The sequence below is a fragment of the Actinomadura sp. B10D3 genome (genome assembly GCF_039871695.1).
In the GTDB taxonomy this organism is placed as follows: domain Bacteria; phylum Actinomycetota; class Actinomycetes; order Streptosporangiales; family Streptosporangiaceae; genus Spirillospora; species Spirillospora madurae.
Window position 1 is genome coordinate 65,697 of the sequence record NZ_JBDPLY010000002.1, and the last position, 23,110, is coordinate 88,806.

A 23,110-nucleotide genomic window follows, 5' to 3' on the forward strand; every position below is an offset into this window, starting at 1 on the left:
ATGACCGCACTGGCGGAGGCCGCGCCGCAGACCAGGACCCGGCCGATGGCGATCGTGCTCGTGCTGGTCCTGGGCTCGGTCATGATCACGCTGGACATGACCGTGGTGAACATCGCCATCAACCGGCTGTCGCAGGACTTCCGGGCGCCGCTCGGCACCATCCAGTGGGTGGCGACCGGCTACTCGCTGGCGCTCGGGGCGATGATCCCGTCCAGCGCGTGGGCCGTCGGACGGTTCGGCGCCCGCCGCCTGTACCTCGGCGCCATCGCGGCGTTCGCGGCCGGGTCGGTGCTCGCCGGGCTGGCGTGGAACATCGAGTCGCTGATCGCGTTCCGGGTCGTGCAGGGGTTCAGCGGCGGGCTGGTGATGCCCGTCGGGATGACGATCCTGCTGCGCGTCGCGGAACCGGAGCAGCTCGGACGGCTGATGAGCACGCTCGGCCTGGCGATCCTCGTCGGGCCGCTGGCCGGGCCCGTCCTCGGCGGATGGCTGATCGACGAGGTGTCCTGGCGGTGGATGTTCTTCGTCAACCTGCCCGTCGCGGTGGTGGTGGTCGCGCTGGCCGCCCGGCTGTTCCCGCGCGACGTCCCGGCGGAGCGGAAGCCGCTGGACGTTCCCGGCCTGCTCATGCTCTCGCCCGGGATCGCCGCCGTCCTCTACGGCGTGACGACCGGCGGCGACCGCGGCGGCTTCGGCTCGGCGGGCGTGCTGGTGCCGCTGATCGCGGGTGCGGTGCTGGTCGCCGGGTTCGCCGTCCGGGCGCTGACCGCGCGGAACCCGCTGATCGACCTGCGCCAGTTCCGGGACCGGACGTTCGCCGCCGCCACCGGCACGCTGACGCTGTTCTCGTTCGGGTACTTCGGGACGATGCTGCTCCTCCCGCTGTACTTGCAGGTCGTCCGGGGGGAGAGCGCGACGACGGCGGGGATTCTCGGCATCCCGTTCGCGCTCGGCTCGGGGACGGCGATGCAGGTCGCGGGACGGATCATCGACCGGGTGCCGCCCGGACGGCTCGTCCCGGTGTCGATCGCGACCGCCCTCACCGGTTTCGGGCTGTTCACCGTCCAGCTCGGCGCGGACTCCTCGTACTGGGGCCTGTGCGCGGCGATGCTGCTCATGGGCGCGGGCGGCGGCTCGACGGTCATGCCGGCGATGACGGCGGCGACCCGCGGCCTGCCGCACGACCGGGCCCCGGCGGCGAGCGCGACCGTCAACCTGATCAACACGATGTCGGGGGCGGTCGGGATGGCGGCGACGTCGGTCGTCCTGTCCGCGCTGATGAGCGACCTGGTCCCGGACGGCGAGGGCGGTCCGCTCCGGGCCGTCCACAGGATGGGGACGGAGGAGCTCGCCGGACCGCTCGCGGAGACGTTCCAGCACACCTACCTGTTCGCGATCGGCCTGATGGCGCTGGCGCTCATCCCGGCGCTCCTGCTGCCGCGCCGTCCGGCCGGATGAACCGCGGGCGGCCCCGGCACGATCGCCAGGGGCCGCCCGACCGGCTCAGATCTCCTTGAGAAAACCGGAGTCGACGGCGAAGTCCGCGCCCGTCGTGCTCGCCGACCGGGGCGACGCCAGCAGCGCGACCACGTCCGCGATCTCCTGCGGCTCGGCGAGCCGGCCGGTCGTGAGGCCCATCATCTCGGCCGCGCCACCGTCCAGCACCGCGTCGCGGTCCGAGCCGGTGGCGCCGGCGATGATGTCGGCGGCGCCGCCCTCGTCGGTCCACCACGGCGTCCGGACAGGGCCGGGCGAGACCGTGTTGACGCGGATGCCCTGCGGCGCGTACTCCTCCGACAGGCCCTTCGTCAGGTTGTTCATCGCCGCCTTCGCCGCGTTGTAGTCGAAGTTCATCGGCCCGGGACGCCGCCCGTTGCCCGACGAGACGTTCACGATCGACGCCGCGTCGCTCTCCAGCAGGTGCGGGATCGCCGCCCGCACCGCCCGGACGGCGGCGACCACGTTGAACTCGAACATGTCGCGCCAGTCGTCGTCGGTGAGCGTCAGGAACCCGAACCGCGGCAGGCTCGTGCCGGGCGGCGGTCCGCCCGCGTTGTTGACCAGGACGTCGAGGCCGCCGAACACCTCCACCGCCCTCTCGACGGCCCGCGCCGGGGCGTCCGGGTCCATGAGGTCGGCCGCGACGTGCAGCAGGTTCGGGCCGGCGAGCGCGTCGAGCTCCGGGCCCGGCTTGCGCGACACCGCGACCACGCGCGCGCCCTCGTCCAGCAGGGTGCGGGTGATCGCGAGGCCGATCCCCTTCGACGCTCCGGTGACCATCGCGACCCGTCCGGACAGCCGCAGATCCATGGGTTCCCCTCTCCTAGGACGGACACGCCCACACCGGACGCGCCACGCCCCCATGAACCCCGCCCCGCGGCCCCCGGTTGCGTCAGGACGGCACGGGATCGTCCAGCCTGCCGAGGACGGTGTTGTGCACGTGCTGGAAGATCACCGACGTCCGGAACCCGGCGATCTCCTTGCGCTTGCCGAGCCCGTCCAGCAGGCAGGCGTGCAGGTGGTCGAGGTCCTGGACGCCGACGTGCAGGACGAGGTCCTCGCCGCCCCCTGGCCCGGCTAGGCCGACACGGAGGCCAGGTAGGCGTCGGTCTTCGCGGAATCCATGATCCAGTTCTCGAAGTCGTGGGGGTTGGCGTAGCCGTAGGCGAACCGGTAGGCGACCTGCTCGTTCTGGGCCGCGACGCCGAGGACCTTCTGCACGTGCTCCGGCAGTGGGCCGAGCATCATGTTGGTGTAGGCCGTCGGGTGCCGGACGTAGTCCCAGAACGCGTCGAACGTCAGCTGCATCCATTCCGCGTCGAACGGCCGGTCCCCGTGCTGGACGATCGCGTCGCAGTAGATCGCGGCGCAGCGCGCGGCGTTGTTGGACCCCTGGCCCGTGACCGGGTCGTTCGCCACCAGCACGTCCCCCATGCCGAGCACGTTCACCGAGCTCGACAGCCGCCCCACCGGATGCCGCACGACCGGGGCGTAACCGCCGTACAGGGTGCAGCGCGCGTCGGTGGGTTCCGCGCCGACCGTGCGCTCGTACTCCCAGGGCGCGTACTGGCGCATCATCTCCAGGGTCCGCTCCAGATGCCCGGACGGGGACGGACGATCCGACCACACGTCGAACGGCCCGCCCGGCACCGCCTCCCAGAGCAGGATGTCGCAGGGACCGGTGTTGGTGTAGCCCGGCATGAAGAACAGCTCGCCCACCCCGGGAGTCGCCGTGATCCGGACGTGCGGCTCGGGATAGTCCGGCCGCGGCGACATCCCGTGCAGGTAGATGCAGGACAGGTGGCGCTGCGGACGGTCATACGGCGACCGGGACGCGTCGCGGTCGAACAGCTCGACCAGCTCGCCCTTGCCCGCCGCGATGAGCGTGAGGTCGTACAGCGAGGCGAGGCCCTCCAGGTCGGACGTCATGACGCCGTGGTAGACGACGTTCCCGCCGCGCGACTCGAACAGCTCCAGCCAGCCCGACATCTTCACCCGCTGGTCCACCGACTGGGCGTAGTCGTCCCAGCGTCCGACGAACTGCAGCGCCTCCTGGCCGGGCGGCCCGGCCACCGTGAGCCGCTGCGCGACGATCTTGGGGGCCTGCTCCTCCCACAGGTTCAGCCCCCGGTCCCGTTCGAGCCGGAGCTGCGGCCAGAACATGCACTGGGTCGACATGACCCGGCCGCCGCGGATCTCGTCCGGTGTCCGGGCCGACATCACCGTCACGTCGTAGCCCTCGGACTGCAGGCTCAGCGCGAGCTGCAGCCCGGCCTGCCCGGCACCGATGATCAGGATCCTGCGCAACGCGTCCTCCTAGCCGGAGATCCCGGGGGATCAGGGGGTGGTCACGGCGCCGGACCGCCGCCCGGCCGTGCTGTGCAACGTGTGGGTCAGGGTCTCGGTGAGCACCGTCGCCACCGAGGCGCGGTCGCGGGCGTCGCAGGTCGTCAGCGGCACCTCGGGCGGCAGCCCGAGCGCCTCCCGTACCTCGGGGAGCGGGTGGGAGGCGCGGCCGTCGAACAGGTTGACCGCGACGATGAACGGCACGTCGGAGTCGTTCTCGAAGTAGTTCACCGCCGGGAAGGACACGTCCAGCCGGCGCGTGTCCACCAGGACCAGCGCCCCGCTGGCGCCCCGGCACAGGTCGTCCCACATCGGCCAGAACCGCGGCTGGCCCGGCGTGCCGAACAGGTACAGGACGAGGTCCGCGGCCATGGTGATGCGCCCGAAGTCCATCGCGACGGTCGTCGTGGTCTTGCCGCCGGGGTCGCCGTCGAGCGGGTCGACGGTCTTGGCCGCCTGCGTCATCCAGGCCTCGGTGTTCACCGGGGGGATCTCCGAGACCGCGCCGACCAGGGTCGTCTTGCCGACGCCGAACCCGCCCGCGATCACGATCTTGGCCGAGGCGCGCGACTGCGGCGGGCGGTCAGGCGAGCTCGCGAAGACCATCGATCACTCTCTCCAGGATGCGCGGGTCGTAGGGGGAGATCTCGGAACCGATCACGACCCGGCCCCCGGACGCCAGATCGCTCAGCAGCACCCGGGTCACTCCGAGCGACACCCCGCAGTGCGCGGACAGTTCCGCCACCGACTCGTCGACGCTGTGCACGCGGTCGTACAGTGCGCGGGCCTCGGGGAGCAGCCGGGCGGCGAATGCGGCGTCGTAGCCGTTCCCCGACACCAGGGTGTGCACGAACAGGTGCTGCCGCCCGCGGGTCCGCCCGCCGGTCAGGACGTAGGGCCGCACCCAGGGATGGGCCGTCATGGTCGTCCTCCAGTCACGGGGATCGCACCGGTCATGGCATGGCCTGCCCCACCGACATCCGGCGCAGGTCGTCGCGCATCTGCGGGGTCAGCACGTGCCCGACGCTCTCGACGAGCCGGCTCATCCGGTAGGCGACCGCCCCGAGGTTGGCGCCCTCGGACACCAGCACCGCCAGCCCGGCCAGGCTGCCGATGCTCATGAACAGGAAGTGGCCCGCCGGGAACTTCAGCATCACCTGCTCGCAGCCGTTCTCCCCGACCCGGCGGGCGATGTTGTTGGCCAGGCTGATCATGCCGCTGGTCATCGCCGCCATCGGGTCGGCGAAGTCGGCCGGCATCTGTCCGGAGCCGACGAGCGCCAGGCCGTCGGAGGACACCAGCAGCGCGTGCGCGACGCCCGGCGTCGAGCCCGCGAAGTCGTTGAGCAGCCAGCCGAACCCCTCCGGGCCCGACGGCCGGCCGCTGTCGGCGTTGACGGTCATGATTCGGCTCGTCCCTCCGGAGGATCGTCGGCTTCGTGCCGGTCCGCCGCCGGAACGCCCGAGGTGAAGGCCTCCAGGTCCTCGGCGAACGACCGGGCGGCCGTTTCGCGGCCGGGCGCGCCCTCGGCACGCAGCGACGCGCCCGCGTCCGGCGCCGCCTCCGCACGCCGCAGGCTCATGCTCTCCCGGCGCGGCAGCGGGTCGAGGGCGGACGTGAGCGGCTGCGCGGCGGGCTCGGCGAGATGGTCGGGCACGCGCTCCGGCGCCCGCAGATGAGCCAGCGACCGGTCCACGGCACCGCCGGGATGCGGCGCGGCCGGGGCCGCCGGACGGGGCGGGGCGGGGGGCTCCTCCTCCAGCTCGCACAGCAGGGCGGGCGGGATCACGACCATCGCGACCGTCCCCTGGGCGGAGCCGCTCGTCGCCGGACGGCACGCGAGCCCCACGCCGATCCCGTGCTTGGCGGCCAGGCGGTGGGCGACCGGGAAACCCGTGTGCCGGGCGGTGTCGGCTCCGATGGGCGGGACGGGACCGGAGAGCATCGCGTTGATGCCCTGGAGCCGGTCAGGGGCGATGCCGATGCCCTTGTCCTCGATCCGCATCATGACGGCGCCGTTGTCCAGGAGGTGGGCGCTGACCGTGACGGCGGACGGCGAGTACCTGGTCGCGTTGTCCAGCAGCACGACGAGCAGGGACGCCACGTCATCGGACGCGTAGGGGACCACGGCGAGCTGGACGACCTTGCCGATGACCACCTGGGTGTACCGCTCGATCGACGACTCGGCGAGGCGCACGACGTCCACGAGCGAGGTGGTGTGCCCGCCCATCTCCGCCGAGCCGCCCCCGGCGAGGACGCTCATCTCCCGCGCCGCGCGGCGCATCCGCGTGACGGCGTGGTCGACCTGGTAGAGGAGCTGGAGCCGGTCGGCGTCCTCTTCCTCGCTTTCGAGCTGGTCCATGGCGGGACGGAGCTGCTCGCTCAGTAGCAGCACCTGCTGGGAGAACTGCTCGCAGACGGCCGGCCATGCGTTCGCTTCGGGGCTCGCGGCGGGAGGGGCCGCCGGGGCGTGACCGGCCTGCGGGGCGTGACCCGTCTGGGCGGCGTGGCCCGTCTGGGGGGCGTGGCCCGTCTGGGAGGGGAGGCCGGCCTCCTGTGGGGGTGCGGCCCAGCCGCCCTGCTGGGGTGGGGCCGCGTACCGCATGGGGGGTGTCTGGGGCGTCCGGGCCGAGGAGGCGCTGCGCCTCCACCAGCTCACGTTCGGTCACCGCCGTACCGCGCGTTCGGCGGCCTGCCGCCCCGGCCCCGCATCATGCTCCGCGTCGTCCTTCCGGTGGTTGTGCCCGCGCCCGGACAGCCGGCACAGCATGACCTACAGGCGCCTCCGCGCCGCGCCGGCGCACGGCGGGACCACGCGCCTCCGCCTCCGAGAGCAGGCCCCGCGCGGCGGCCACGCACCAGAGTGGCAGAGCGACTTGGAGCGATCAATGCCGAATGGGCAAGCCGCCATATTTGCGGCAAAAGTCCTATTTTCCTGGCGGGCTTCGGTCACCGCAGGGCGTCGTACACGCCGGCGGCCACGGCACCGTAGGCGAGATGGGGAATGACGTCGGCGGCCCAGTCCGAGGCCGTCCACTCGCGGGGATCGGTCAGCCCCAGCAGGGTCATCGGGGCGCTGGACCCGAGCATCGCCAGCACCGTCAGCGCGACCGCCCCGACCGGCCGCGGAACCCGCCGCGGCCCCGCGGCCAGGCCGAAGAGCAGGCCGGCGCCGAGCCCGGTGCCGAAGCCGAGGATCGGCCCGAGCCCGGCCTTGCGGTTCTCGGCCTCCTCGCCCTCGCCCAGGTCGACGCCGGCCACGTCCGCCAGCCGCTCCACGCTCTGCTCCGGCGTGGTGCTCGCCGGACGGCCGCGGAGCGCCATGTCCAGGTAGGTCACGAAATTGAGTGCGGTGGTCCCGGCCGCTCCGGCGGCCAGTCCGCGCGTCAGTCTGTCCATGGTCCCCCGCTACCCCGGGAGGCGGCCCGTCAACGTACGGGGCGCATCGTGCCTGGTCGTGCGTCCGCGGGTTCTGTTAGCCTCCGTCCGCACACGCTCCCGGCCCCCGGAGTCCCTCCGTGACCATGAACATCCCGATTCGCCTGGTTTTCGGCGGCCTCCTGCTCGTCGGCGCAGCCGCGTGCAACGGGGACGACAAGACCGGGGCGGCGGGCTCGTCCTCCGCACCGTCCACGACGGCGACCGCGGCGACGCCCGCACCGGCGCAGGCCACCCCGACCGCGAGCGCCCCCGGAACTCCCGCGCCGACCACCACCAAGCCCAAGATCAAGCTCCCGACGAGCAAGCAGATCGTGATGATCGACCCGGATGGCAAGAAGTACACGTACCTGAAGATGGCGCAGCTCGCGGCGGGCATGCGCTACACCATGGGCGACCGCCCCCAGGCCAACTTCTGCGAGAAGTCCTACGTCAAGGGCGTCGAGGGCGGCGGCAAGTTCCCCGCGGGCAAGGAGGCCTTCCTGGCCGCCTGCCACGAAGGCTGGCGCAAGGCCGAACAGATGCACCGCGCAGGAGACTGAGGCGCCCGTTCAGGAACGTCGCGGGGCTGCCGAGCAGGCGCGGCCGTCAGGCGGCCTTGCCCTGCCCGACGTAGACCTCCATGCCGGTGAAGTCGAGGGTGATGTTGAAGGGCTTGTAGAACGGGTGGAAGAAGGCGCCCAGCGTGTCGAACCCGTCGGCGGCGGGCCGCATGGTCGGGTTCGCGCCGCAGTAGACATCCCTCGCGGATGCCGCGCCGAGACGCAGCTCCTTCGGGTAGCAGGGGTAGACGACGACGGGGTGGCTGTGGCCGAAGGTCTCCAGCGGGCGGTCGCGGTCGATGCGGACCCGCAGGCGCTCGGCCGTCTCCTCGGAAATGATCGCGGCGCTCTCGCCGGTCCCGCCTATGGACAGGCCCACCATCCCCGGGCCGGAGCCGGAGATGCTGCCCCTGCTGTGCACCCCGTGCTCACGGGCCAGCCACAGCGGCAGGGGTTCGGCGCCCGCCCGCAGGGCGTCGGCGCGTACCTCCGCGGCCGTTCCGGGGGTCGGCCGGCGCAGGATAAGCGACCGGCCCGCGTAGTCGAAGGTGGTCAGCAGGTGGTAGAAGATCCACGTGCCGATGATCCCGTCGTTGCCCCCGCCTGGTGAGGTCTGGTCCGTCTCCGACCACTCCACGGGGATGTTGCGCAGTTCGATGCCGCCCATCCTGAACGACTCCAGCACCCCGAAGTACTGCCATGCGGTGCCGTCCAGGTAGTCGATCTTCTGCTCGGCGACGGCGGTCAGCCCCGCCTCCTCGGCCACTTTCGCGGACATGCCCAGCCACGGGGCGCCGGTGTAGAACATGAAGCGCTTCGGCGGTCCGCCGTTGACCGAGCCCTCCACCAGCGGGGCCGGGTCCACCTGCTGCCACGGCAGCCGCGCCGTGTCCCCGTGGATCTGGTACGCCTCACCGCGGAGAGCCCCGAACCAGGTCGCGAAGACCTCCTTGCCGGCCGCCCGCCAGTGCGGGACGGAGCGGGAGAACTCGTCCTGCCGGATGTAGCAGTCGCCGAGGAGCCGGTTGGTGTCCTTGTCGTCGGGCGCCAGGTCGAAGGCCATCCGGAGGTACTTCTCGGCCTCGGGGAACCTGTTGCTGAGCAGCCCGACGTAGCCGCGCTGCCGGGCCGCCCGCACGTTCCCCGGGTCCGTCTTCAGGATCTTCTCGTAGGCCCGGCCGGCCTCCTCGAACCTGCCGGCCTTGAACAGCGCGTCCGCGGCCTCGATGCCGGTCCGCGCCGCGGCCGTCCCGCCCAGCAGCGGTGCCGCCGCGGCGGCACCGGCCACCGCGGCCGCGCCCCGCAGGACCGAGCGCCGGTCCCAGTTGCCATGATTCGCCATGGTCTTCTCCTTCGACTGATCGTTTTCCGGCACGGCCAGACGGGCCGCCGTCGGGGGTCAGAGTGTGCGGAGTGCCTCGGTCGGGGAGAGGCGGGCGGCCCGCAGGGCCGGCAGCAGGCCGGCGATCGCGCCGATGAGGATCGCGGCGCCGATCCCGCCGGCCCACGCCTCGGCCGGGATCACCACCGCCCAGCCCTCGACGCTCGCGTAGACCGCGGTGGTCAGCGCCCCGGCCGCGACCCCGGCGATCCCGCCGAGCAGCGCGAGCATGACCGCCTCGGAGAGGAACTGGATGCGGATGTGCCCCCGGGTCGCGCCGAGCGCCCGGCGCAGCCCGATCTCCGACCGGCGCTCCAGCACCGAGATGATCATGATGTTGGCGACCCCGACCGCGCCCACGAGCAGCGCCACCACCCCGAGCCCGAGGAACAGGCTGTCGAACGCGCCCTCCGCGGCGGCCCGCGCGGTGAGCGCGTCCGACGGCTGGCTGACGTCGACGTCGGCGGGCGACTCGGGGTTCGCGGTCTGCGCGAGCACACCCTGCACCGCGTTCACCCGGTCCGTCCGGGCCCGCACGTAGACCGTCGTCGGAGGGCCGGGCACCGCTTCGCCCTTGCCGACGGCCGTGTAGCCGAGGTAGCGCGCCGCGGCCGGGTAGCCGATCAGGGCGCTGGTGTCGATGTCGGTCGACAGCGCCGCGGGCTCCAGGATGCCCGCGACGTAGAACCACTGGTTCTTCAGCCAGATCCGCTGCCCCGGGGAGACCCGGTCGATCCCGAGGCGCTGCGCGGCGAGCGCGCCGAGCACCGTGACCGGCCGGCGCTCGGTCGCCGCGTTCAGCCAGCGGCCCTGCGCCACTCCGGTCCCGACCACCTCGGGAAGGTTGAGGCTGGCGGCCTCCACCTTCAGGGCGTTGGTGTTGATCGCCGGGATCAGCGGGCTGCGGTACACGCCGGCGCCGTCGACGGCGCCGGCGTGCGCCGTGTCCTGGACGCCGGGCAGATGGGAGATCCGCCGGGGCGCGGCGGCCGGGAGCCGCGCCGTCCCGCCGGTCACCGATGTCCCGTCGTCAACGGTCAGCAGGTTCGTGCCGAGCCGGTCGATCTGCGCCAGCAGCCCGGCCTGGGAGGACGCCGACAGCCCGAGCACCGCCACGATCGCCGCGGTGCCGATCGCGATCCCGAGCGCGGACAGCGCGGCCCGCAGGCGGCGCGCCCGGATCCCGGCCCCCGCCACGCGCAGCTGGTCCGACGGCCTCATACGCCCTCCATCGCACGCGCCGCGCCGTCGGAGACGATCCGCCCGTCGAGGACGTGCAGCCGGCGGGGCATCCGGGCGGCGAGCCCGCCGTCATGCGTGATCACCAGGAGGGTGGCGCCGCCCGCGTTGAGCTCGTGCAGCAGCTCGATGATCGCCGCGCCCGTCGTGCTGTCGAGATTGCCCGTCGGCTCGTCGGCGAGCACGATGGCCGGGCGGCCGACCAGGGCGCGGGCGATCGCCACGCGCTGCCGCTGCCCGCCCGAGAGCCTGCTCGGCAGGAAGCCCGCGCGGTCCTCCAGCCCGACCCGGGCGAGCGCCTCGGCGGCCCGCTCGCGCCGCTCGGCCCGTCCCACCCCGCCGTACAGCAGGCCGTCGGCGACGTTCTCCAGGACGGTCGTGTGCTCGGAGAGGTGGAACTGCTGGAAGACGAAGCCGATGCTGCGCGCCCGCAGGGCGGCGAGCCGGCGGTCGGTGAGCGCCGCGACGTCCTCCCCGTCGATCCGCACCGTGCCCTCGGTGGGCCGGTCGAGCGTGCCGAGGATGTGCAGCAGGGTGGACTTGCCCGATCCCGACGGGCCGACGATCGCCATCAGTTCCCCGCTCCGGACGGTGAAGCTCACCCCGCGCAGCGCGTGGACGGGCGGCTCCGAACCGTAGGTCTTCGTGACGCGCTCCAGCTCGATGACGTTCGTCCCGCTCATGTCGACGGCACCACCACTCGGTCACCGGCCGCCAGCGCCCCGGACACCTGGACCCGCCCGTCGGCATGGTCGAACAGACCCAGGGTGACCGGGACGAACCGGGTCCCGCCGCCGTCCCCTGTCGCGACCTCGACCTCATAGCCGCCGCCGGCCCGCCCGAGGAGCGCGGTGACCGGCACGCTGAGCGCGTTCTTCACACCGTCCGTGGTGATCACCACCTGGACCGGGGCCTGGTCGAGCGTCCCGGCGTCCTTCGGGTGCTTGAGCGTGATGGCGACCGGGAGCGTGGCCGGCGCCGTGTCGGCGTCCTTGCCGGAGGACTTCGCGACCGTGCCGATCCGGGTCACCATGCCGGGCGTGGTCCGGTTGTCCGGCAGCGTGATCTGCGCGGCGTCGCCCTTCTCGACCTCCGACTGCTGGGACGGGTCCAGCTCCACGACCACCTCGCGGCGGTTCGACGAGGCCTCCATGACCGGACGTCCCGGGACCGCGCCCGTGCCGTTCCCGGCCGTCACCGTGCCGATCCGCAGCGGGCCGGGCAGGAACACCGCCTGGCCGAGGTCCAGCCTGCCGGTCACGTCGGCACCGCGCTCGTCCTGGAGCTTCTCCAGCGCCGCCGCGGTCGCCCGGCCGAAATGGCGGGATTCGGGATCGAGCCCGGAGGCATGCCCCCCGCCCACCAGGGTCTTGTTGAGCGCCCGGACGTCCTTGCCGTCGTCGCCTACGGACAGATCCCGGTACGCGGGGATGCTCCCGCAGACGAGGATCACCGGTTCCTGGTCGACCTTGTACAGCGTCTCGCCGCAGTCGATCAGCGCGCCCGTCACCGGCAGCCGGGTGTAGGTCCCCTTCGCCTGGTTGACCACCTGGTACGGGGTCCCGCCTGCGCCGACCGCGTACGAGAGCGTCCCGCTCTGGCTGACCTGCGAGGAGAGGGGGCCTTGCCGGACCGCCACGAGCGACGTCCCGCCGCCCTTGGCGGTCTCCGCCTCGCCGCCGGACGGGGCCGCCACGGCGACGGCCGCGACGGTCGCGACCGCGAGGAGGACGGCACCGCCGCCGATCATCCTGCGGCGCCTGGTCACCGTGATTCTCATCGAGTCCCCCGCCTCAGCCGCCGGCGCCCTTGGCGCCCCCGGCCTCAAGCGGGCGGCAGGCTTCGACGGCCCTGCGGAACTGCGGGGTCTTGTTGTCGATGGTCCCCTTCTCGATGAGGATGCGCCCGTTCTGCGGGTCGGGGAAGTTCGGGACGCCGTTCTCGCGCATGCACTGCGTCCACTTGAGCATCTTCGCCTGGAGCTCGGCGTTCTCCGGCGTACCGGGCCGGTTCTGGGGCGGCTCCAGCGACTGGCACGCCCGCCGCGCCTTCCGGAACGCCGCGGAGTCGCGGCCCGGGAGGTCCGCGCCCGGGTTCCGGCCGGGGTCGGGGTAGCCCGGAAGGCCGTTCTCGCGCATGCACTGCGCGTGCTTGATCCCCTGATCCGCCGTGGCGACCGCCTTCGCGCCGGAGGACGCCGTGCGGGACGTCGATTCGCCGGAGCCCCCGCATCCGGCGGCGGTCACGGCGAGGGCGGCGGCCGACGCGGCCAGCAACACCGAGGCCCTGTTCATCGTTCCCCTTCCCGAAGGACATCGCTTGCGAGGTCATGTCTAGGAGGGCAGCGGTCACAAGGCGGTGCGCGAGGCTGTGACCCGGCTGTGACCGCGGATCGGGGAGGCTGGCCGGGATGAGAGTGCTGGTGGCCGAGGACCACGCGGAGCTGGCGGACTCCGTCGCCCGGGTCCTGCGGCGCGACGGGATGGCGGTGGACGTCGCCCTCGACGGCCGGGCCGCGCTCGACCGCGCGGCGCTGACCGACTACGACGTCGTCGTGCTGGACCGCGACCTGCCCGGGGTCCACGGCGACGACGTCTGCCGCGCGCTGGTGGCCGACCCGGCCCGCCGGACCCGGGTGCTGATGCTCACCGCGTCCGGCACGATCGCCGACCGGGTCGAGGGGCTCAGCCTGGGCGCCGACGACTACCTGCCGAAACCCTTCGCCTACGCCGAGCTGGTCGCGCGGATCCGCGCCCTCGGGCGGCGGGCGCAGCCGGCCGTGCCGCCGATCCTGGAGCACGGCGACCTGCGGCTCGACCCGGCCCGGCGCGTCGCCACCCGCGCCGGGCTGCGCCTCGCGCTGAGCCCGAAGGAGATGGCGGTGCTGGAGTACCTGCTCGCGGCGAAAGGGCGCGCCGTGTCCGCCGAGGAACTGCTGGAACGCGTCTGGGACGAGGCGGCCGACCCGTTCACCACCACGGTCAAGGCGACGATCAACCGCCTGCGCGCCAAGCTGGGACCCCCGCCGATGATCGAGACCGTCCCGCAGAGCGGCTACCGGATATGAGGACGCTCTCGCGCAAGATGCCGCGGACCGTCCGGATGCGCCTCACGCTGCTGTACGGGTCGCTGTTCGCCGTCTCCGGGACGGCCCTGCTGGCGATCACCTTCCTGCTCGTCCGGCGCAACGCGGTGTTCAAGGTCAGGGTGCCGTGCATGGACCTCAAGGAGGAGGTGTGCGCGCAGCGGCTGGACCTACCCGACGACCCGGGCGCCTCGGTGGCCGCGTGGAGGGAGCAGCAGCAGCACACGCTGACGCACGAGTTCCTCACCCAGGCCGGGATCGCGCTGGCGATCATGCTGGTGGTCTCGCTGGCGCTCGGCTGGTTCGTCGCGGGCCGGGTACTGCGCCCGCTGCGCACGATGACCGCCACCGTCCAGCACATCTCCGCCCGCAACGTGCACGAGCGGCTGGCCCTCACCGGCCCCCGCGACGAGCTGAAGGACCTCGCCGACACCGTCGACGGCCTGCTCGGACGCCTGGAGACCGCGCTCGACGCGCAGAAGCGCTTCGTCGCGAACGCCGCGCACGAGCTCCGCACCCCGATCACGCTCGAACGCGCGCTGCTGGAGGAGACGCTCACCGACCGCCGGCCGACCCTCGCGGCGTTCCGCGCGACCTTCGAGCGGATCCTGTCGATCAGCGACCAGCAGGGACGGCTGCTCGAATCCCTGCTCACCCTCGCCACCAGCGAGCGGGGCCTGGACGCCCGCGTCCCGGTGGACCTCGCCGCGATCACGACGCGCGTGCTGGCGGACCGGCCGGACGGCGACGGCCCCCGCCTGTACCCGCGGATCGCCCCCGCCGCGACCTCGGGCGATCCCGCGCTGGCCGAGCGCCTCGTCGCCAACCTCGTCGACAACGCCGTGCGCTACAACGTGCCCGGGGGGAGCGTCGACGTCTCGACCGCAACGCGGGACGGGCTGGCCGTGATCAGCGTGAGCAACACCGGCCCGGTCGTCCCGCGGGAGCAGGTGGCGCGGCTCCTCGAACCGTTCCAGCGGCTGGACCGCTCCGCCCGCGGCGACGGGCACCACGGCCTCGGCCTGTCCATCGCCCACGCGATCATGGTCGCGCACGGCGGGACCCTCACCGCCGTCCCGCGGCAGGACGGCGGCCTCGTCGTCCAGGCCGCCTTCCCGCCACGTGGGGAATGACGAGTCACGGTTCGCAGACCGGATCGCCGGCGGGCAGAACACCGGTCGCCAGATACGCGTTGACCTTGGCGTCCACACACGCGTTGCCGTACTCGCCATAGATCCCGTGGGCGATGGTTCGGCGCAGGGTGAGCAGGCGGGAGCCGGTCAGCGCCCGGTGCATGGCCTTGCTGCCCGCGTAGGTGGTGGCGGTGTCGCCGGTCGAGGAAACGATCAGCGCGGGCGTGGCATTGCCGATGCGCGTGGGACGTTCGCGCGGCTCCCCCGGCCAGAAGGCGCAGGGCCAGATGTTGTTCTTCAGCGGGCCGAAGAGGGGGTGGCGGGCGCGGCTGCGCTGCACGTCGTTCCAGTAGACGTCGGGGTCCCACGGCGCGGCGCGGTCGCCGCACGCGATCGCGGCCGTCGGGCTGACGAACGGTGACCCCTCGCTGGTCAGGACGAACCTCATTTGCCCGTCGAGTTCGGGACCGGGGTCGGCCGGGCGGCCGTGCGCGGCCTCGTTCAAGGTCCGGACGGTCGAGCTGAACTGCGCACGAGCCGCGGGACGGTCATCACCAGAGCCGGTGGAGAGGATGTAGGGCACGACCTGGTCGTCCACCTCGTACGGCCCGACGCGCAGCGGACGGTCCTCCGCGGCGGCGGCGATCGCGTTCACGGTGGCGAGCACGCGGCCGGGGGTGCCGCCGAGGCCGTAGGTGCCGTGCCGTCCGGCGGCCCAGGCCGCCCAGCCGCGCAGCGCGCGCTCCGTCTCGTCCTCGGTGCCCCGCAACGCCAGGGGCCCCCACGTGCGCGGATCGCCCGCGCTGTCCAGGACGACCCGGTCGGTGCGGCCGGGGAACATCTGGGTGTAGACCGCCCCGAGGTAGGCGCCGTAGGAGTAGCCGAGGAAGGAGATCCGGCGCTCACCGAGAACGCGGCGCACGAGGTCGATGTCACGGGCCGTGTCGCGCGTGTTCGCGTACGGGAGCACGTCACCGTGGCGCCGGGCGCAGCGTTCGGCCAGGTCGCGCTGCACCGCCGCCTGGTGGTCGAACCGGGCGCGGGTCGCGCCGGCCGAGCGGATGAACATGCCGATCGGCCAGCCGCAGTCGAGCGGTGTGCTGCGCCCGACGAAGCGCGGGTCCAGGCCGATGAGGTCGTAACGGGCGGCGACGTCCTTCATGGCCGCCCGCACCTGAAGCGGCATGCCCAGCGTGGGCTCGCCCGGCCCGCCGCTGTTGAGGACCATCGTGCCGATGCGATGGGCGCGATCGGTGGCGGGGAGGCGAGACAGCCCGAGCGTGATGGTGCGCCCGCCAGGCCGGGAGTGGTCGAGCGGCACGGCGAGCTCCGCACACCGCGCACCCGCCTGGTCGAGCTCCCTCCCCACGGCGTCGTCCGGCCCCTGAGAGCAGGGCTTCCATTCCAGCGGGGGAGGCGGCTCACCATCCGCTCTGGCCGGTGACGGCAGGACGGCGGAAAGGGCGACCAGGGCGAGGGCCGGCACCAGGCGGCCAAATGTCGGTTTCATGGTCGAGGACGCTAAGTCGACCGGAACTCCGGCACGATACAGCCCGCCGCAGGCGTCCACCTACAGCCCGCTGTAGTGCCAGACCGGGCCCGCTGGCGAACAATGGTGCGCAAACCGAGGAGGTCGGCATGCGTTACCGGGCGCTCTCCGGCTCGGCCTACCTACTGGGCACGCTGGCCACGTCAGTCGCCACAGTGCCTGTACTACTGGCGCCGCCGGCGGCACGAGGCTGGGCGACCTGGCACCGCCGCCGAGCCGCCAAACTGCTCGGAGTTCCAACGGACGGAGGGCCGTCCAATCGACGAAGCCTTGCCTGGGCCCTCACCCACATCGCCACCGGATTCCCGCTGGGACTGGCCGCCCTGCTGTGCCTGGGCAACATCCTGGTCGCCGCGATAGCACTGCCCCTCTGGCGGGCGTTCCCCCCGGACACACGCCCCACCCTGTTCTCCTTCTTCGACGTCCAGATAAACAACTGGACGACCGCGCTGCTCGGGGGCTCTGCGCAGCTCGCCGTCCTCGGCGCCGCCGCCTGGTGGGGACTCCCCTGGCTGGCGCGCCTCCACGCGCGGCTGTGCCTGGCGATGCTCGCGCCGTCGGCCGCCGAACGGCTCACCGAACGCGTCGACGCGCTGACCAGGAGCCGGGTCGGCGTGGTCGACGCCCACGGCACCGAACTCCAGCGCATCGAGCGCGACCTCCACGATGGGACGCAGGCGCGCCTGGTGACCATCGCCATGCAGCTCGGCATCGCCCGGGAGTCGCTCACCGACGACCCGGACGCGGTGGGGCCGCTGATCCAGCAGGCGCACGAGACGGCGGAGGAGGCGATGGCCGAGCTCCGCGCGGTGCTCCGGACGATCTATCCGCCGATCCTCGCCGACCGCGGCCTCGACGGCGCGCTGGCGTCCCTGGCCGCCCGGTCGGACGTGCCCGTCCGCATCGAGCTCGCCGACCCCGGCCCCCTCCCGGCCAGCGTGGAGGCGGTGGCCTACTACGTGATCGCCGAGGCGCTGACGAACATGACCAAGCACGCCGCCGCCACGCGGGCGACCGTCCGGGTCGAGCGCACCGGCGACGTGCTGAGCATCGAGGTCACCGACGACGGCAGGGGCGGCGCCGACGAGGCGCGCGGCACCGGCATCACCGGGATGCGCCGCCGGGTCGCCGCCCTGGACGGCACCGTCCGCCTCGACAGCCCGCCGGGCGGCCCCACCACGCTCGCCGTCCGGGTGCCGTGCGCACCATGACCGTCCAGGAGGGTCCCGTGCGGGTCGTGATCGCCGAAGACAACGTCCTGCTGTCCAGCGGCCTGGAGTTGCTGCTGCAGTCGAAGGGCTGCCAGGTCGTGGCGGTCACCGGCGACGCCGAGGGGTTCCTCGCCGCCGTCGCCGAGCACCGTCCCGACATCGCCATCGTCGACGTGCGGCTGCCGCCGTCCTTCCGCGACGAGGGGATCCACGCGGCGCTGCGGGCCCGCCGCGAGCACGGCCCGCTGCCGGTCCTGGTCCTGTCGCAGTACGTCGAGCGCGAGTACGCGGGCGAACTCCTCTCCGACGGCCGCGGCGGCATCGGCTACCTCCTGAAGGACCGCATCGGCCGGGTGGCCGAGTTCGTCGACGCCCTGCACCGCGTGGCGGCCGGCGGCACCGCCATGGACCCGGACGTGGTCGCCCAGCTCCTGGCGCACCGCGCCGGCACCCCTCTGGACACCCTCACGGCACGCGAGCGGGAGTCGCTGGCCCTCATGGCGCAGGGCCACGACAACGCCACCATCGCCGAACAGATGCGCATATCCGACAATGCCGTCCACAAGCACATAGGAAACATCTTCGCCAAGCTGGGCCTGGCCCCCGACGACTCCGGCCACCGCCGAGTACGAGCAGTACTCGCCTACCTGGACGGCAACCCCACCTGACCCCCCACGCCCAATCCGGCCACGGCAGTGGGCGAACGTCTGGTCACAGCGAGCGCGAACAGGGAAAGTGGACTACATGGCCCCGCCCAACCCGCGACGCACCCGACCACCGCGACCGAGAGGAGGCAAGGGGCGAAGCCCCGAAACAGACCCAAGCACCAGCAGCCACGAACGCAACAACAGCAACCGGCAGGGGGCGTGGGGGCGAAGCCCCGAAACAAACCCAGGCACCAGCAGCCACGAACGCAACAACAGCAACCGGCAGGGGGCGTGGGGGCGAAGCCCCCACATCGGGGGTCCGGGGGTCGCCCCCCGGGTCAACACGACGAAGGAGTGGCAAGTCTGCGCTTTCCGCAGACACACCACTCCCCACTCCGAGTGGGCGAGGAGGGATTTGAACCCTCACATCCTTTCGGACACACGGACCTGAACCGTGCGCGTCTGCCGTTCCGCCACCCGCCCAAGGGTGCCGTCCCGTTTCCGGGCGCCTGAAAAGGCTAGCACGGGTGATGCGGTGGTTAGGTATCCAGATACGCCGAGCGAACCTTCGCACCGATACGATCGTCTACCAGTGGGGAAGGGAGGTGCCCGTGGGCGTCATTCAGCGCTTCGAGCGAAGGCTTGAGGGCATGGTCGAAGGGGCCTTCGCCCGTGCGTTCAAGTCTGAGCTGCAGCCGGTCGAGGTGGCCAGTGCTGTGCAGCGCGAGATGGACGATCGGGCGGCGATCGTGGCACAGGGCCGCACGCTCGTTCCGAACGACTTCGTCGTCGAGATCTCTCAGCAGGACGGGCAGCGGCTGCAGGTGTACGCCGACAGCCTGAGCCAGGAGCTGGCGAATCTGGCGCGCGAGTACGCGAAGGAGCAGGGGTACTCCTTCGTGGGCCCGGTGCGTGTGCGGTTCGAGAACGCGGGCGATCTCGCCACGGGCATGTTCCGCATCCGGTCCGGTGTGATCCGGGGCTCGACGGTGGAGGGCGGGGAGATCCGCCAGCCGGTGAGCGACGTCCCGCAGGGCGGCCGCGGCGGGGTGTTCGGCGGCCATCCGCGGCTGCTGGTGACGACGGCGGTGGAGGGATCCGACACGACTCAGCGCACCTATGAGATCAACACCCCTGTGACCCTGCTCGGTCGCGGCACGGACTGCGACCTGCGTCTCGTCGATCCTGGCGTGTCACGGCACCATGCCGAGATCCGTGTAGAAGGTCCCGAAATCGCTCTCGTGGATCTAGGGTCGACCAACGGCTCGTTCGTGAACGGGCAGCCGATCCGGCGGGTCACGCTGGTCGACGGCTCCCGCGTCACGATGGGCCGGACCACCCTTGTGTTCCGCCGCGATAGGGAGTAACCCCGACTCCGATGTCCCCATTCACCCTCACGCTGATCAAGCTGGCGTTCCTGGCGGTGCTCTGGCTCTTCGTCATCGCGGCCGTCGGCGTGATCCGGGCCGACCTGTTCGGCTCCAAGGCCGCGACGAAGGCCGCGACGCGGGCGTCCCAGCCACGTCCCCCGAAGGCGGCGCGGCAGCCGAAGCCGCCGCGGCAGCAGCGCAGCGCCCAGCAGGGCGCCCCGACGAAGCTGGTGGTGGTGCAGGGCGAACGGGCCGGCACCGTCATCGACCTGACGGGGGTGCCCATCACCATCGGCCGGGCGAATGACGCCACGCTGGTCGTGACCGACGACTACGCTTCGAGCCGGCATGCCCGACTTTTCGCGCAGGACGGTCAGTGGATCGTGGAAGATCTCGGCTCGACCAATGGGACGTACCTCGGACGCACGAAGGTGAGCCGGCCGATGCCGGTCCCGCCGGGCGTACCGGTCCGTATCGGCAAGACCGTGATCGAGCTGCGCAAATGACTCTGGGAATCCGCTACGCCGCGCGCTCCGACGTGGGCATGCTGCGCGAGGGCAACGAGGACTCGGCGTACGCGGGCGCGCACCTGCTCGCGGTGGCCGACGGGATGGGCGGGCACGTCGGCGGCGAGATCGCGAGCGCCGCGGCGATCGAGGCGCTGCGGGCGCTCGACAAGGACCTGCCGGCGACGGAGCTGCTGGCCGCGCTGGAGCACACCGTCAAGACGGCGAACGACAACCTGCACCGCATCGTGGAGTCGGACCCGGCCCTGCAGGGGATGGGCACGACGCTGACGGCGATGCTGTGGGCGGGCAACCAGGTCGCGCTGGTGCACATCGGGGACTCCCGCGCGTACCTGCTGCGTGACGGCAGCCTGTTCCAGATCACGCACGACCACACGCTGGTGCAGTCGCTGGTGGACGAGGGGCGGATCAGCCCGGACGAGGCGGCGTCGCACCCGCAGCGTTCGCTGCTGCTGCGGGCCCTGGACGGCCGCGGCGAGGTCGACCCCGACCTGTCGCTGCGCGAAGCGAAGGTCGGCGACCGGTACCTGCTGTGCTCGGACGGCCTGTCGGGCGTCGTCACGGCGGAGACGATCTTCCAGGTGCTGACCGACGTGGACGACCCGGAGCAGGCCGTCCGGCAGCTGATCGACCTGGCGAACCGGGGCGGGGGCCCCGACAACATCACCTGCGTCGTCGCCGACGTGGTCGACCTGGAGCGGCAGCCGCCGACGGGCGGGCCGGGCCACGCGGTCGGCGCGGCGGCGAACGCGGCCCCGCCGGAGCCGCCGGGCGGCGGGCCGGGCGCGAACACGACGGCGGCCGACACCCCGGCCGGGCGGGCGGCGCAGCTGCGCGAGACGCGCCCGCAGCCGCCGGTGGCCGTGGACGAGATGCCGCCGCCGCACGCGGCGATGCCGCTGAACGAGCCGATGGGCGCCCCGCCGGCGCCGATGCGGACGGCCCCCCAGGTGCAGGCGCGGCGGGGCGGCGCGCGCCGCTGGACGTGGCTGGTCGTGGTGGCCGGCGTGGTCGTCATCGGGGTCGTGGCGGGCGGGTTCGTGCTCGTCCAGAACGTCCGGAACGGCTACTACGTCGGCGCGGAGGACGGCCGGGTCGTGCTGTTCCGCGGGACGACGCAGAAGGTGCCGCTCATCAGCCTGTCCCGCAAGGCGGACGCGAAGGACCAGCCGAAGCAGCCGATCCTCGTCGCCGACCTCCCGCAGGACCTCCAGCAGCAGGTGAAGGACACCTACACGGTGGACGGCCCGAAGGCGCTCAAGCGGCTCGAGGACGCCGTCTGCAAGTACTCGCTCGCCGAGGAGAGCGGCAAGGTCGCCATCCTCAAGGGCAAGGGCCAGCAGAACTGCAAGCAGGCGAAGGTGACGGTCTCCGACGTCCCGGTCGCGGAGCTGCCCGCGTCCGATGTCGACGCGGTCGCCAAGGGCAGCCTGGTGTTCATCGGGAAGAGCGCGGCCGAGGCCAAGCTGAACGAGCTCAACACCCGCCGCAACGAGTGCAAGCAGCGCAACTCCACCATCAAGGACTGTCCCTCCAGCGGGGGGAGCTCGTAGATGCACTCCATCGGGGAACAGATCAGGGCGCACCTGCCGTACCAGCGCCGCAACGCGGCCTCGCTGGCGCTGCTCATCTTCGCGATGATCCTGACGCTGTCGGCATTCGCGGAGGTGGGGCTGGCCCGTGACGGGAACATCCCGGGCGGCCTGTTCGTGTACGGCGGCGGTCTGGTGGTGCTGGCGTTCGCCGCCTACTTCGCCCAGGCGAAGTTCACCCCGTACGCCGACCCGCTGCTGCTGCCGCTCGCGGTGGCGCTGAACGGCATCGGGCTGGCGATGATCTACCGGCTCGACCTGGACACCAGCCACGACCGCAAGGTCGCGGCGGCGGCCGGCAAGAAGCTGCTGGAGGACGCGGCCGACGCGCCGAGCCAGCTGATGTGGACGTTCGTCGGCATCGGCCTGTTCGTGGCCGCCGTCGTCATCATGCGCGACACCGAGAAGCCGGACGCGCCGGTGTCGTTCACCCCGAAGACCGCGCAGCGCTACACGTACCTGATCGGGCTCACCGCGGTCATCCTCCTGCTGCTGCCGATCGTCCCCGGCATCGGCCAGCAGATCAACGGCGCCCGCGTGTGGATCTCGGTGGGCCCGTTCTCGGTGCAGCCGGGTGAGTTCGCGAAGCTGCTGCTGGTCGTGTTCTTCGCCGGCTATCTGGTGAACAAGCGGCAGGCGATGTCGCTGATCGGCAAGAAGGTCGGCCCGATCAGCCTGCCGCGGGCCCGCGACCTCGGCCCGATCATGGTGATCTGGTTCTTCTGCCTGGGCGTGCTGTTCATGCAGAAGGACCTCGGCACCGCGCTGCTGTTCTTCGGCCTGTTCATCTCGATGCTCTACATCGCGACGCAGCGGGTGTCGTGGGTGTTCATCGGCGTCGGCCTGCTCGCGATGGGCGTGTTCATCGCGACGCTGCTGCCGTTCATGGGCCACGTGAACCAGCGCATCGACATCTGGCAGAACCCGAAGCCGTACTTCGACGGCGGATGCCTGCTGGAGAACGGCAAGGTCGTCCCGGTCAACCCCGACACCGACATCTACAAGAAGTTCAAGGCGCAGGGTGACGGCTCCCCGGGCTTCTCCGCCTGCGCGGAGCTGGGCGGGGAGTACTCCGACAGCGCCCAGCTGATGAAGGGTCTGTTCTCGCTCGGCCAGGGCGGGGTGCTCGGCACTGGCCTGGGCCAGGGCGAGCCGTGGCGGACGCCGCTGTCGTTCAGCGACTTCATCTTCGACTCGCTGGGCGAGGAGCTCGGGCTGACCGGGTTGATGGTGTTGCTGCTGATATACGCGTTGATCGTGCAACGTGGGATGAAGACCGCCGTGGCGGCCAGGGACCCGTTCCTGAAGCTGTTCGCGGGTGGTGTGTCGTTCGTGCTGGCCCTCCAGGTCTTCGTGATCGTCGGGGGCGTCACACGGCTCATCCCGCTGACGGGCCTGACGACGCCCTTCCTGTCCCAGGGCGGTTCGTCGCTAATGGCCAACTGGATCCTGATCGCGATTCTGGTGCGGATGAGCCATGACGCTCGGAAGCCGGCCCCGCAGGCGATCCAGGACGAGGGCATGACCCAGATCGTGAGCACGAGGTGACT

24 protein-coding genes and 1 tRNA gene are annotated in these 23,110 nt (G+C 72.2%); 11 read left to right on the plus strand and 14 right to left on the minus strand.

Features of this window, described 5'->3' with window-relative positions:
- Window positions 1–1,458, plus strand: a complete 1,458-nt coding sequence (locus ABGB11_RS03480) for a DHA2 family efflux MFS transporter permease subunit (RefSeq protein ID WP_347628704.1) — start codon at window positions 1–3, stop codon at window positions 1,456–1,458.
- A gap of 45 nt (window positions 1,459–1,503) precedes the next feature.
- On the opposite strand, the gene ABGB11_RS03485 is transcribed toward ABGB11_RS03480, so the two are convergent.
- Window positions 1,504–2,310 (minus strand): SDR family NAD(P)-dependent oxidoreductase, encoded by an 807-nt coding sequence (locus tag ABGB11_RS03485; RefSeq protein ID WP_347628706.1) that lies wholly within the window; start codon window positions 2,308–2,310, stop codon window positions 1,504–1,506.
- Between the two features lie 130 nt (window positions 2,311–2,440).
- Here ABGB11_RS03485 and ABGB11_RS03490 point away from each other — a divergent pair, with 130 nt between their 5' ends.
- Window positions 2,441–2,581: a hypothetical protein gene (locus tag ABGB11_RS03490; protein ID WP_347628707.1), complete on the plus strand. Its 141-nt coding sequence runs from the start codon at window positions 2,441–2,443 to the stop codon at window positions 2,579–2,581.
- Here the strand turns inward: ABGB11_RS03490 and ABGB11_RS03495 are convergent.
- The 6 genes from ABGB11_RS03495 to ABGB11_RS03520 form a co-directional block, all read right to left on the minus strand.
- Window positions 2,578–3,807, minus strand: a complete 1,230-nt coding sequence (locus ABGB11_RS03495) for a styrene monooxygenase/indole monooxygenase family protein (protein ID WP_347628708.1) — start codon at window positions 3,805–3,807, stop codon at window positions 2,578–2,580. The two genes, ABGB11_RS03490 and ABGB11_RS03495, sit on opposite strands and share 4 nt — an antisense overlap.
- A gap of 30 nt (window positions 3,808–3,837) precedes the next feature.
- A complete protein-coding gene (locus ABGB11_RS03500) occupies window positions 3,838–4,452 on the minus strand; it encodes an ATP/GTP-binding protein (protein ID WP_347628709.1) in 615 nt (204 codons plus the stop codon).
- Window positions 4,430–4,768 (minus strand): DUF742 domain-containing protein, encoded by a 339-nt coding sequence (locus ABGB11_RS03505; protein WP_347628710.1) that lies wholly within the window; start codon window positions 4,766–4,768, stop codon window positions 4,430–4,432. Before ABGB11_RS03505 ends, ABGB11_RS03500 begins: the two co-directional genes overlap by 23 nt.
- 31 nt (window positions 4,769–4,799) lie before the next feature.
- Window positions 4,800–5,249: a roadblock/LC7 domain-containing protein gene (locus ABGB11_RS03510; protein ID WP_347628712.1), complete on the minus strand. Its 450-nt coding sequence runs from the start codon at window positions 5,247–5,249 to the stop codon at window positions 4,800–4,802.
- Window positions 5,246–6,451, minus strand: a complete 1,206-nt coding sequence (locus tag ABGB11_RS03515; RefSeq protein ID WP_347628714.1) for an ATP-binding protein — start codon at window positions 6,449–6,451, stop codon at window positions 5,246–5,248. Before ABGB11_RS03515 ends, ABGB11_RS03510 begins: the two co-directional genes overlap by 4 nt.
- A gap of 344 nt (window positions 6,452–6,795) precedes the next feature.
- On the minus strand, window positions 6,796–7,245 hold the full coding sequence (locus ABGB11_RS03520; RefSeq protein WP_347628716.1) for a hypothetical protein: 450 nt from the start codon (window positions 7,243–7,245) through the stop codon (window positions 6,796–6,798).
- A gap of 125 nt (window positions 7,246–7,370) precedes the next feature.
- On the opposite strand from ABGB11_RS03520, the gene ABGB11_RS03525 reads away from it, so the two are divergent.
- Complete coding sequence (locus ABGB11_RS03525; protein WP_347628718.1) at window positions 7,371–7,826, plus strand: hypothetical protein; 456 nt, start codon at window positions 7,371–7,373, stop codon at window positions 7,824–7,826.
- A 46-nt stretch (window positions 7,827–7,872) separates the two neighbouring features.
- Here the strand turns inward: ABGB11_RS03525 and ABGB11_RS03530 are convergent, their stop codons facing one another.
- From ABGB11_RS03530 to ABGB11_RS03550, 5 genes are read right to left on the minus strand one after another with little or no spacing between them, the layout of a single operon-like run.
- A complete protein-coding gene (locus ABGB11_RS03530; RefSeq protein WP_347628720.1) occupies window positions 7,873–9,168 on the minus strand; it encodes an aspartyl protease family protein in 1,296 nt (431 codons plus the stop codon).
- 57 nt (window positions 9,169–9,225) lie between these two features.
- Window positions 9,226–10,428: an ABC transporter permease gene (locus ABGB11_RS03535; RefSeq protein WP_347628722.1), complete on the minus strand. Its 1,203-nt coding sequence runs from the start codon at window positions 10,426–10,428 to the stop codon at window positions 9,226–9,228.
- On the minus strand, window positions 10,425–11,129 hold the full coding sequence (locus tag ABGB11_RS03540) for an ABC transporter ATP-binding protein (protein ID WP_347628725.1): 705 nt from the start codon (window positions 11,127–11,129) through the stop codon (window positions 10,425–10,427). Before ABGB11_RS03540 ends, ABGB11_RS03535 begins: the two co-directional genes overlap by 4 nt.
- Window positions 11,126–12,226 carry an efflux RND transporter periplasmic adaptor subunit gene (locus ABGB11_RS03545; RefSeq protein WP_347628727.1) on the minus strand — a complete coding sequence of 367 codons (1,101 nt, stop codon included), beginning with the start codon at window positions 12,224–12,226 and terminating at the stop codon, window positions 11,126–11,128. The genes ABGB11_RS03540 and ABGB11_RS03545 overlap by 4 nt, the downstream gene beginning before the upstream one ends.
- Window positions 12,227–12,239: 13 nt before the next feature.
- Window positions 12,240–12,740, minus strand: coding sequence for a hypothetical protein (locus ABGB11_RS03550; protein WP_347628730.1), 501 nt, complete (start codon window positions 12,738–12,740; stop codon window positions 12,240–12,242).
- 116 nt (window positions 12,741–12,856) lie between these two features.
- Between ABGB11_RS03550 and ABGB11_RS03555 the strand changes: the two genes are divergently transcribed.
- Window positions 12,857–13,513, plus strand: a complete 657-nt coding sequence (locus ABGB11_RS03555) for a response regulator transcription factor (RefSeq protein WP_347628732.1) — start codon at window positions 12,857–12,859, stop codon at window positions 13,511–13,513.
- Window positions 13,510–14,664, plus strand: a complete 1,155-nt coding sequence (locus tag ABGB11_RS03560; protein ID WP_347628734.1) for an ATP-binding protein — start codon at window positions 13,510–13,512, stop codon at window positions 14,662–14,664. Before ABGB11_RS03555 ends, ABGB11_RS03560 begins: the two co-directional genes overlap by 4 nt.
- Before the next feature lie 4 nt (window positions 14,665–14,668).
- Here ABGB11_RS03560 and ABGB11_RS03565 read toward each other — a convergent pair whose 3' ends face one another.
- Window positions 14,669–16,174 carry an alpha/beta hydrolase gene (locus ABGB11_RS03565; RefSeq protein ID WP_347628736.1) on the minus strand — a complete coding sequence of 502 codons (1,506 nt, stop codon included), beginning with the start codon at window positions 16,172–16,174 and terminating at the stop codon, window positions 14,669–14,671.
- 128 nt (window positions 16,175–16,302) lie between these two features.
- Here ABGB11_RS03565 and ABGB11_RS03570 point away from each other — a divergent pair, with 128 nt between their 5' ends.
- Both ABGB11_RS03570 and ABGB11_RS03575 read left to right on the plus strand, forming a co-directional pair.
- Window positions 16,303–17,424, plus strand: coding sequence for a histidine kinase (locus ABGB11_RS03570; protein WP_347628738.1), 1,122 nt, complete (start codon window positions 16,303–16,305; stop codon window positions 17,422–17,424).
- 17 nt (window positions 17,425–17,441) lie between these two features.
- Window positions 17,442–18,092: a response regulator transcription factor gene (locus tag ABGB11_RS03575; protein ID WP_347629639.1), complete on the plus strand. Its 651-nt coding sequence runs from the start codon at window positions 17,442–17,444 to the stop codon at window positions 18,090–18,092.
- A 379-nt stretch (window positions 18,093–18,471) separates the two neighbouring features.
- On the opposite strand, the gene ABGB11_RS03580 is transcribed toward ABGB11_RS03575, so the two are convergent.
- A tRNA-Leu gene (locus ABGB11_RS03580) sits at window positions 18,472–18,554 on the minus strand.
- Between the two features lie 128 nt (window positions 18,555–18,682).
- Between ABGB11_RS03580 and ABGB11_RS03585 the strand changes: the two genes are divergently transcribed.
- Genes ABGB11_RS03585 through ABGB11_RS03600 form a run of 4 tightly spaced genes read left to right on the plus strand, consistent with a single transcriptional unit; the run spans window position 18,683 to window position 23,108 of the window.
- The gene (locus ABGB11_RS03585) at window positions 18,683–19,438 is read left to right on the plus strand and encodes a DUF3662 and FHA domain-containing protein (RefSeq protein WP_021596783.1); all 756 of its coding nucleotides are present in this window, start codon (window positions 18,683–18,685) and stop codon (window positions 19,436–19,438) included.
- 11 nt (window positions 19,439–19,449) lie between these two features.
- Window positions 19,450–19,947 carry an FHA domain-containing protein gene (locus tag ABGB11_RS03590; protein WP_347628741.1) on the plus strand — a complete coding sequence of 166 codons (498 nt, stop codon included), beginning with the start codon at window positions 19,450–19,452 and terminating at the stop codon, window positions 19,945–19,947.
- A complete protein-coding gene (locus ABGB11_RS03595; RefSeq protein ID WP_347628743.1) occupies window positions 19,944–21,521 on the plus strand; it encodes a Stp1/IreP family PP2C-type Ser/Thr phosphatase in 1,578 nt (525 codons plus the stop codon). The genes ABGB11_RS03590 and ABGB11_RS03595 overlap by 4 nt, the downstream gene beginning before the upstream one ends.
- On the plus strand, window positions 21,522–23,108 hold the full coding sequence (locus ABGB11_RS03600; protein WP_347628745.1) for an FtsW/RodA/SpoVE family cell cycle protein: 1,587 nt from the start codon (window positions 21,522–21,524) through the stop codon (window positions 23,106–23,108).
- Window positions 23,109–23,110: the final 2 nt, after the last annotated feature.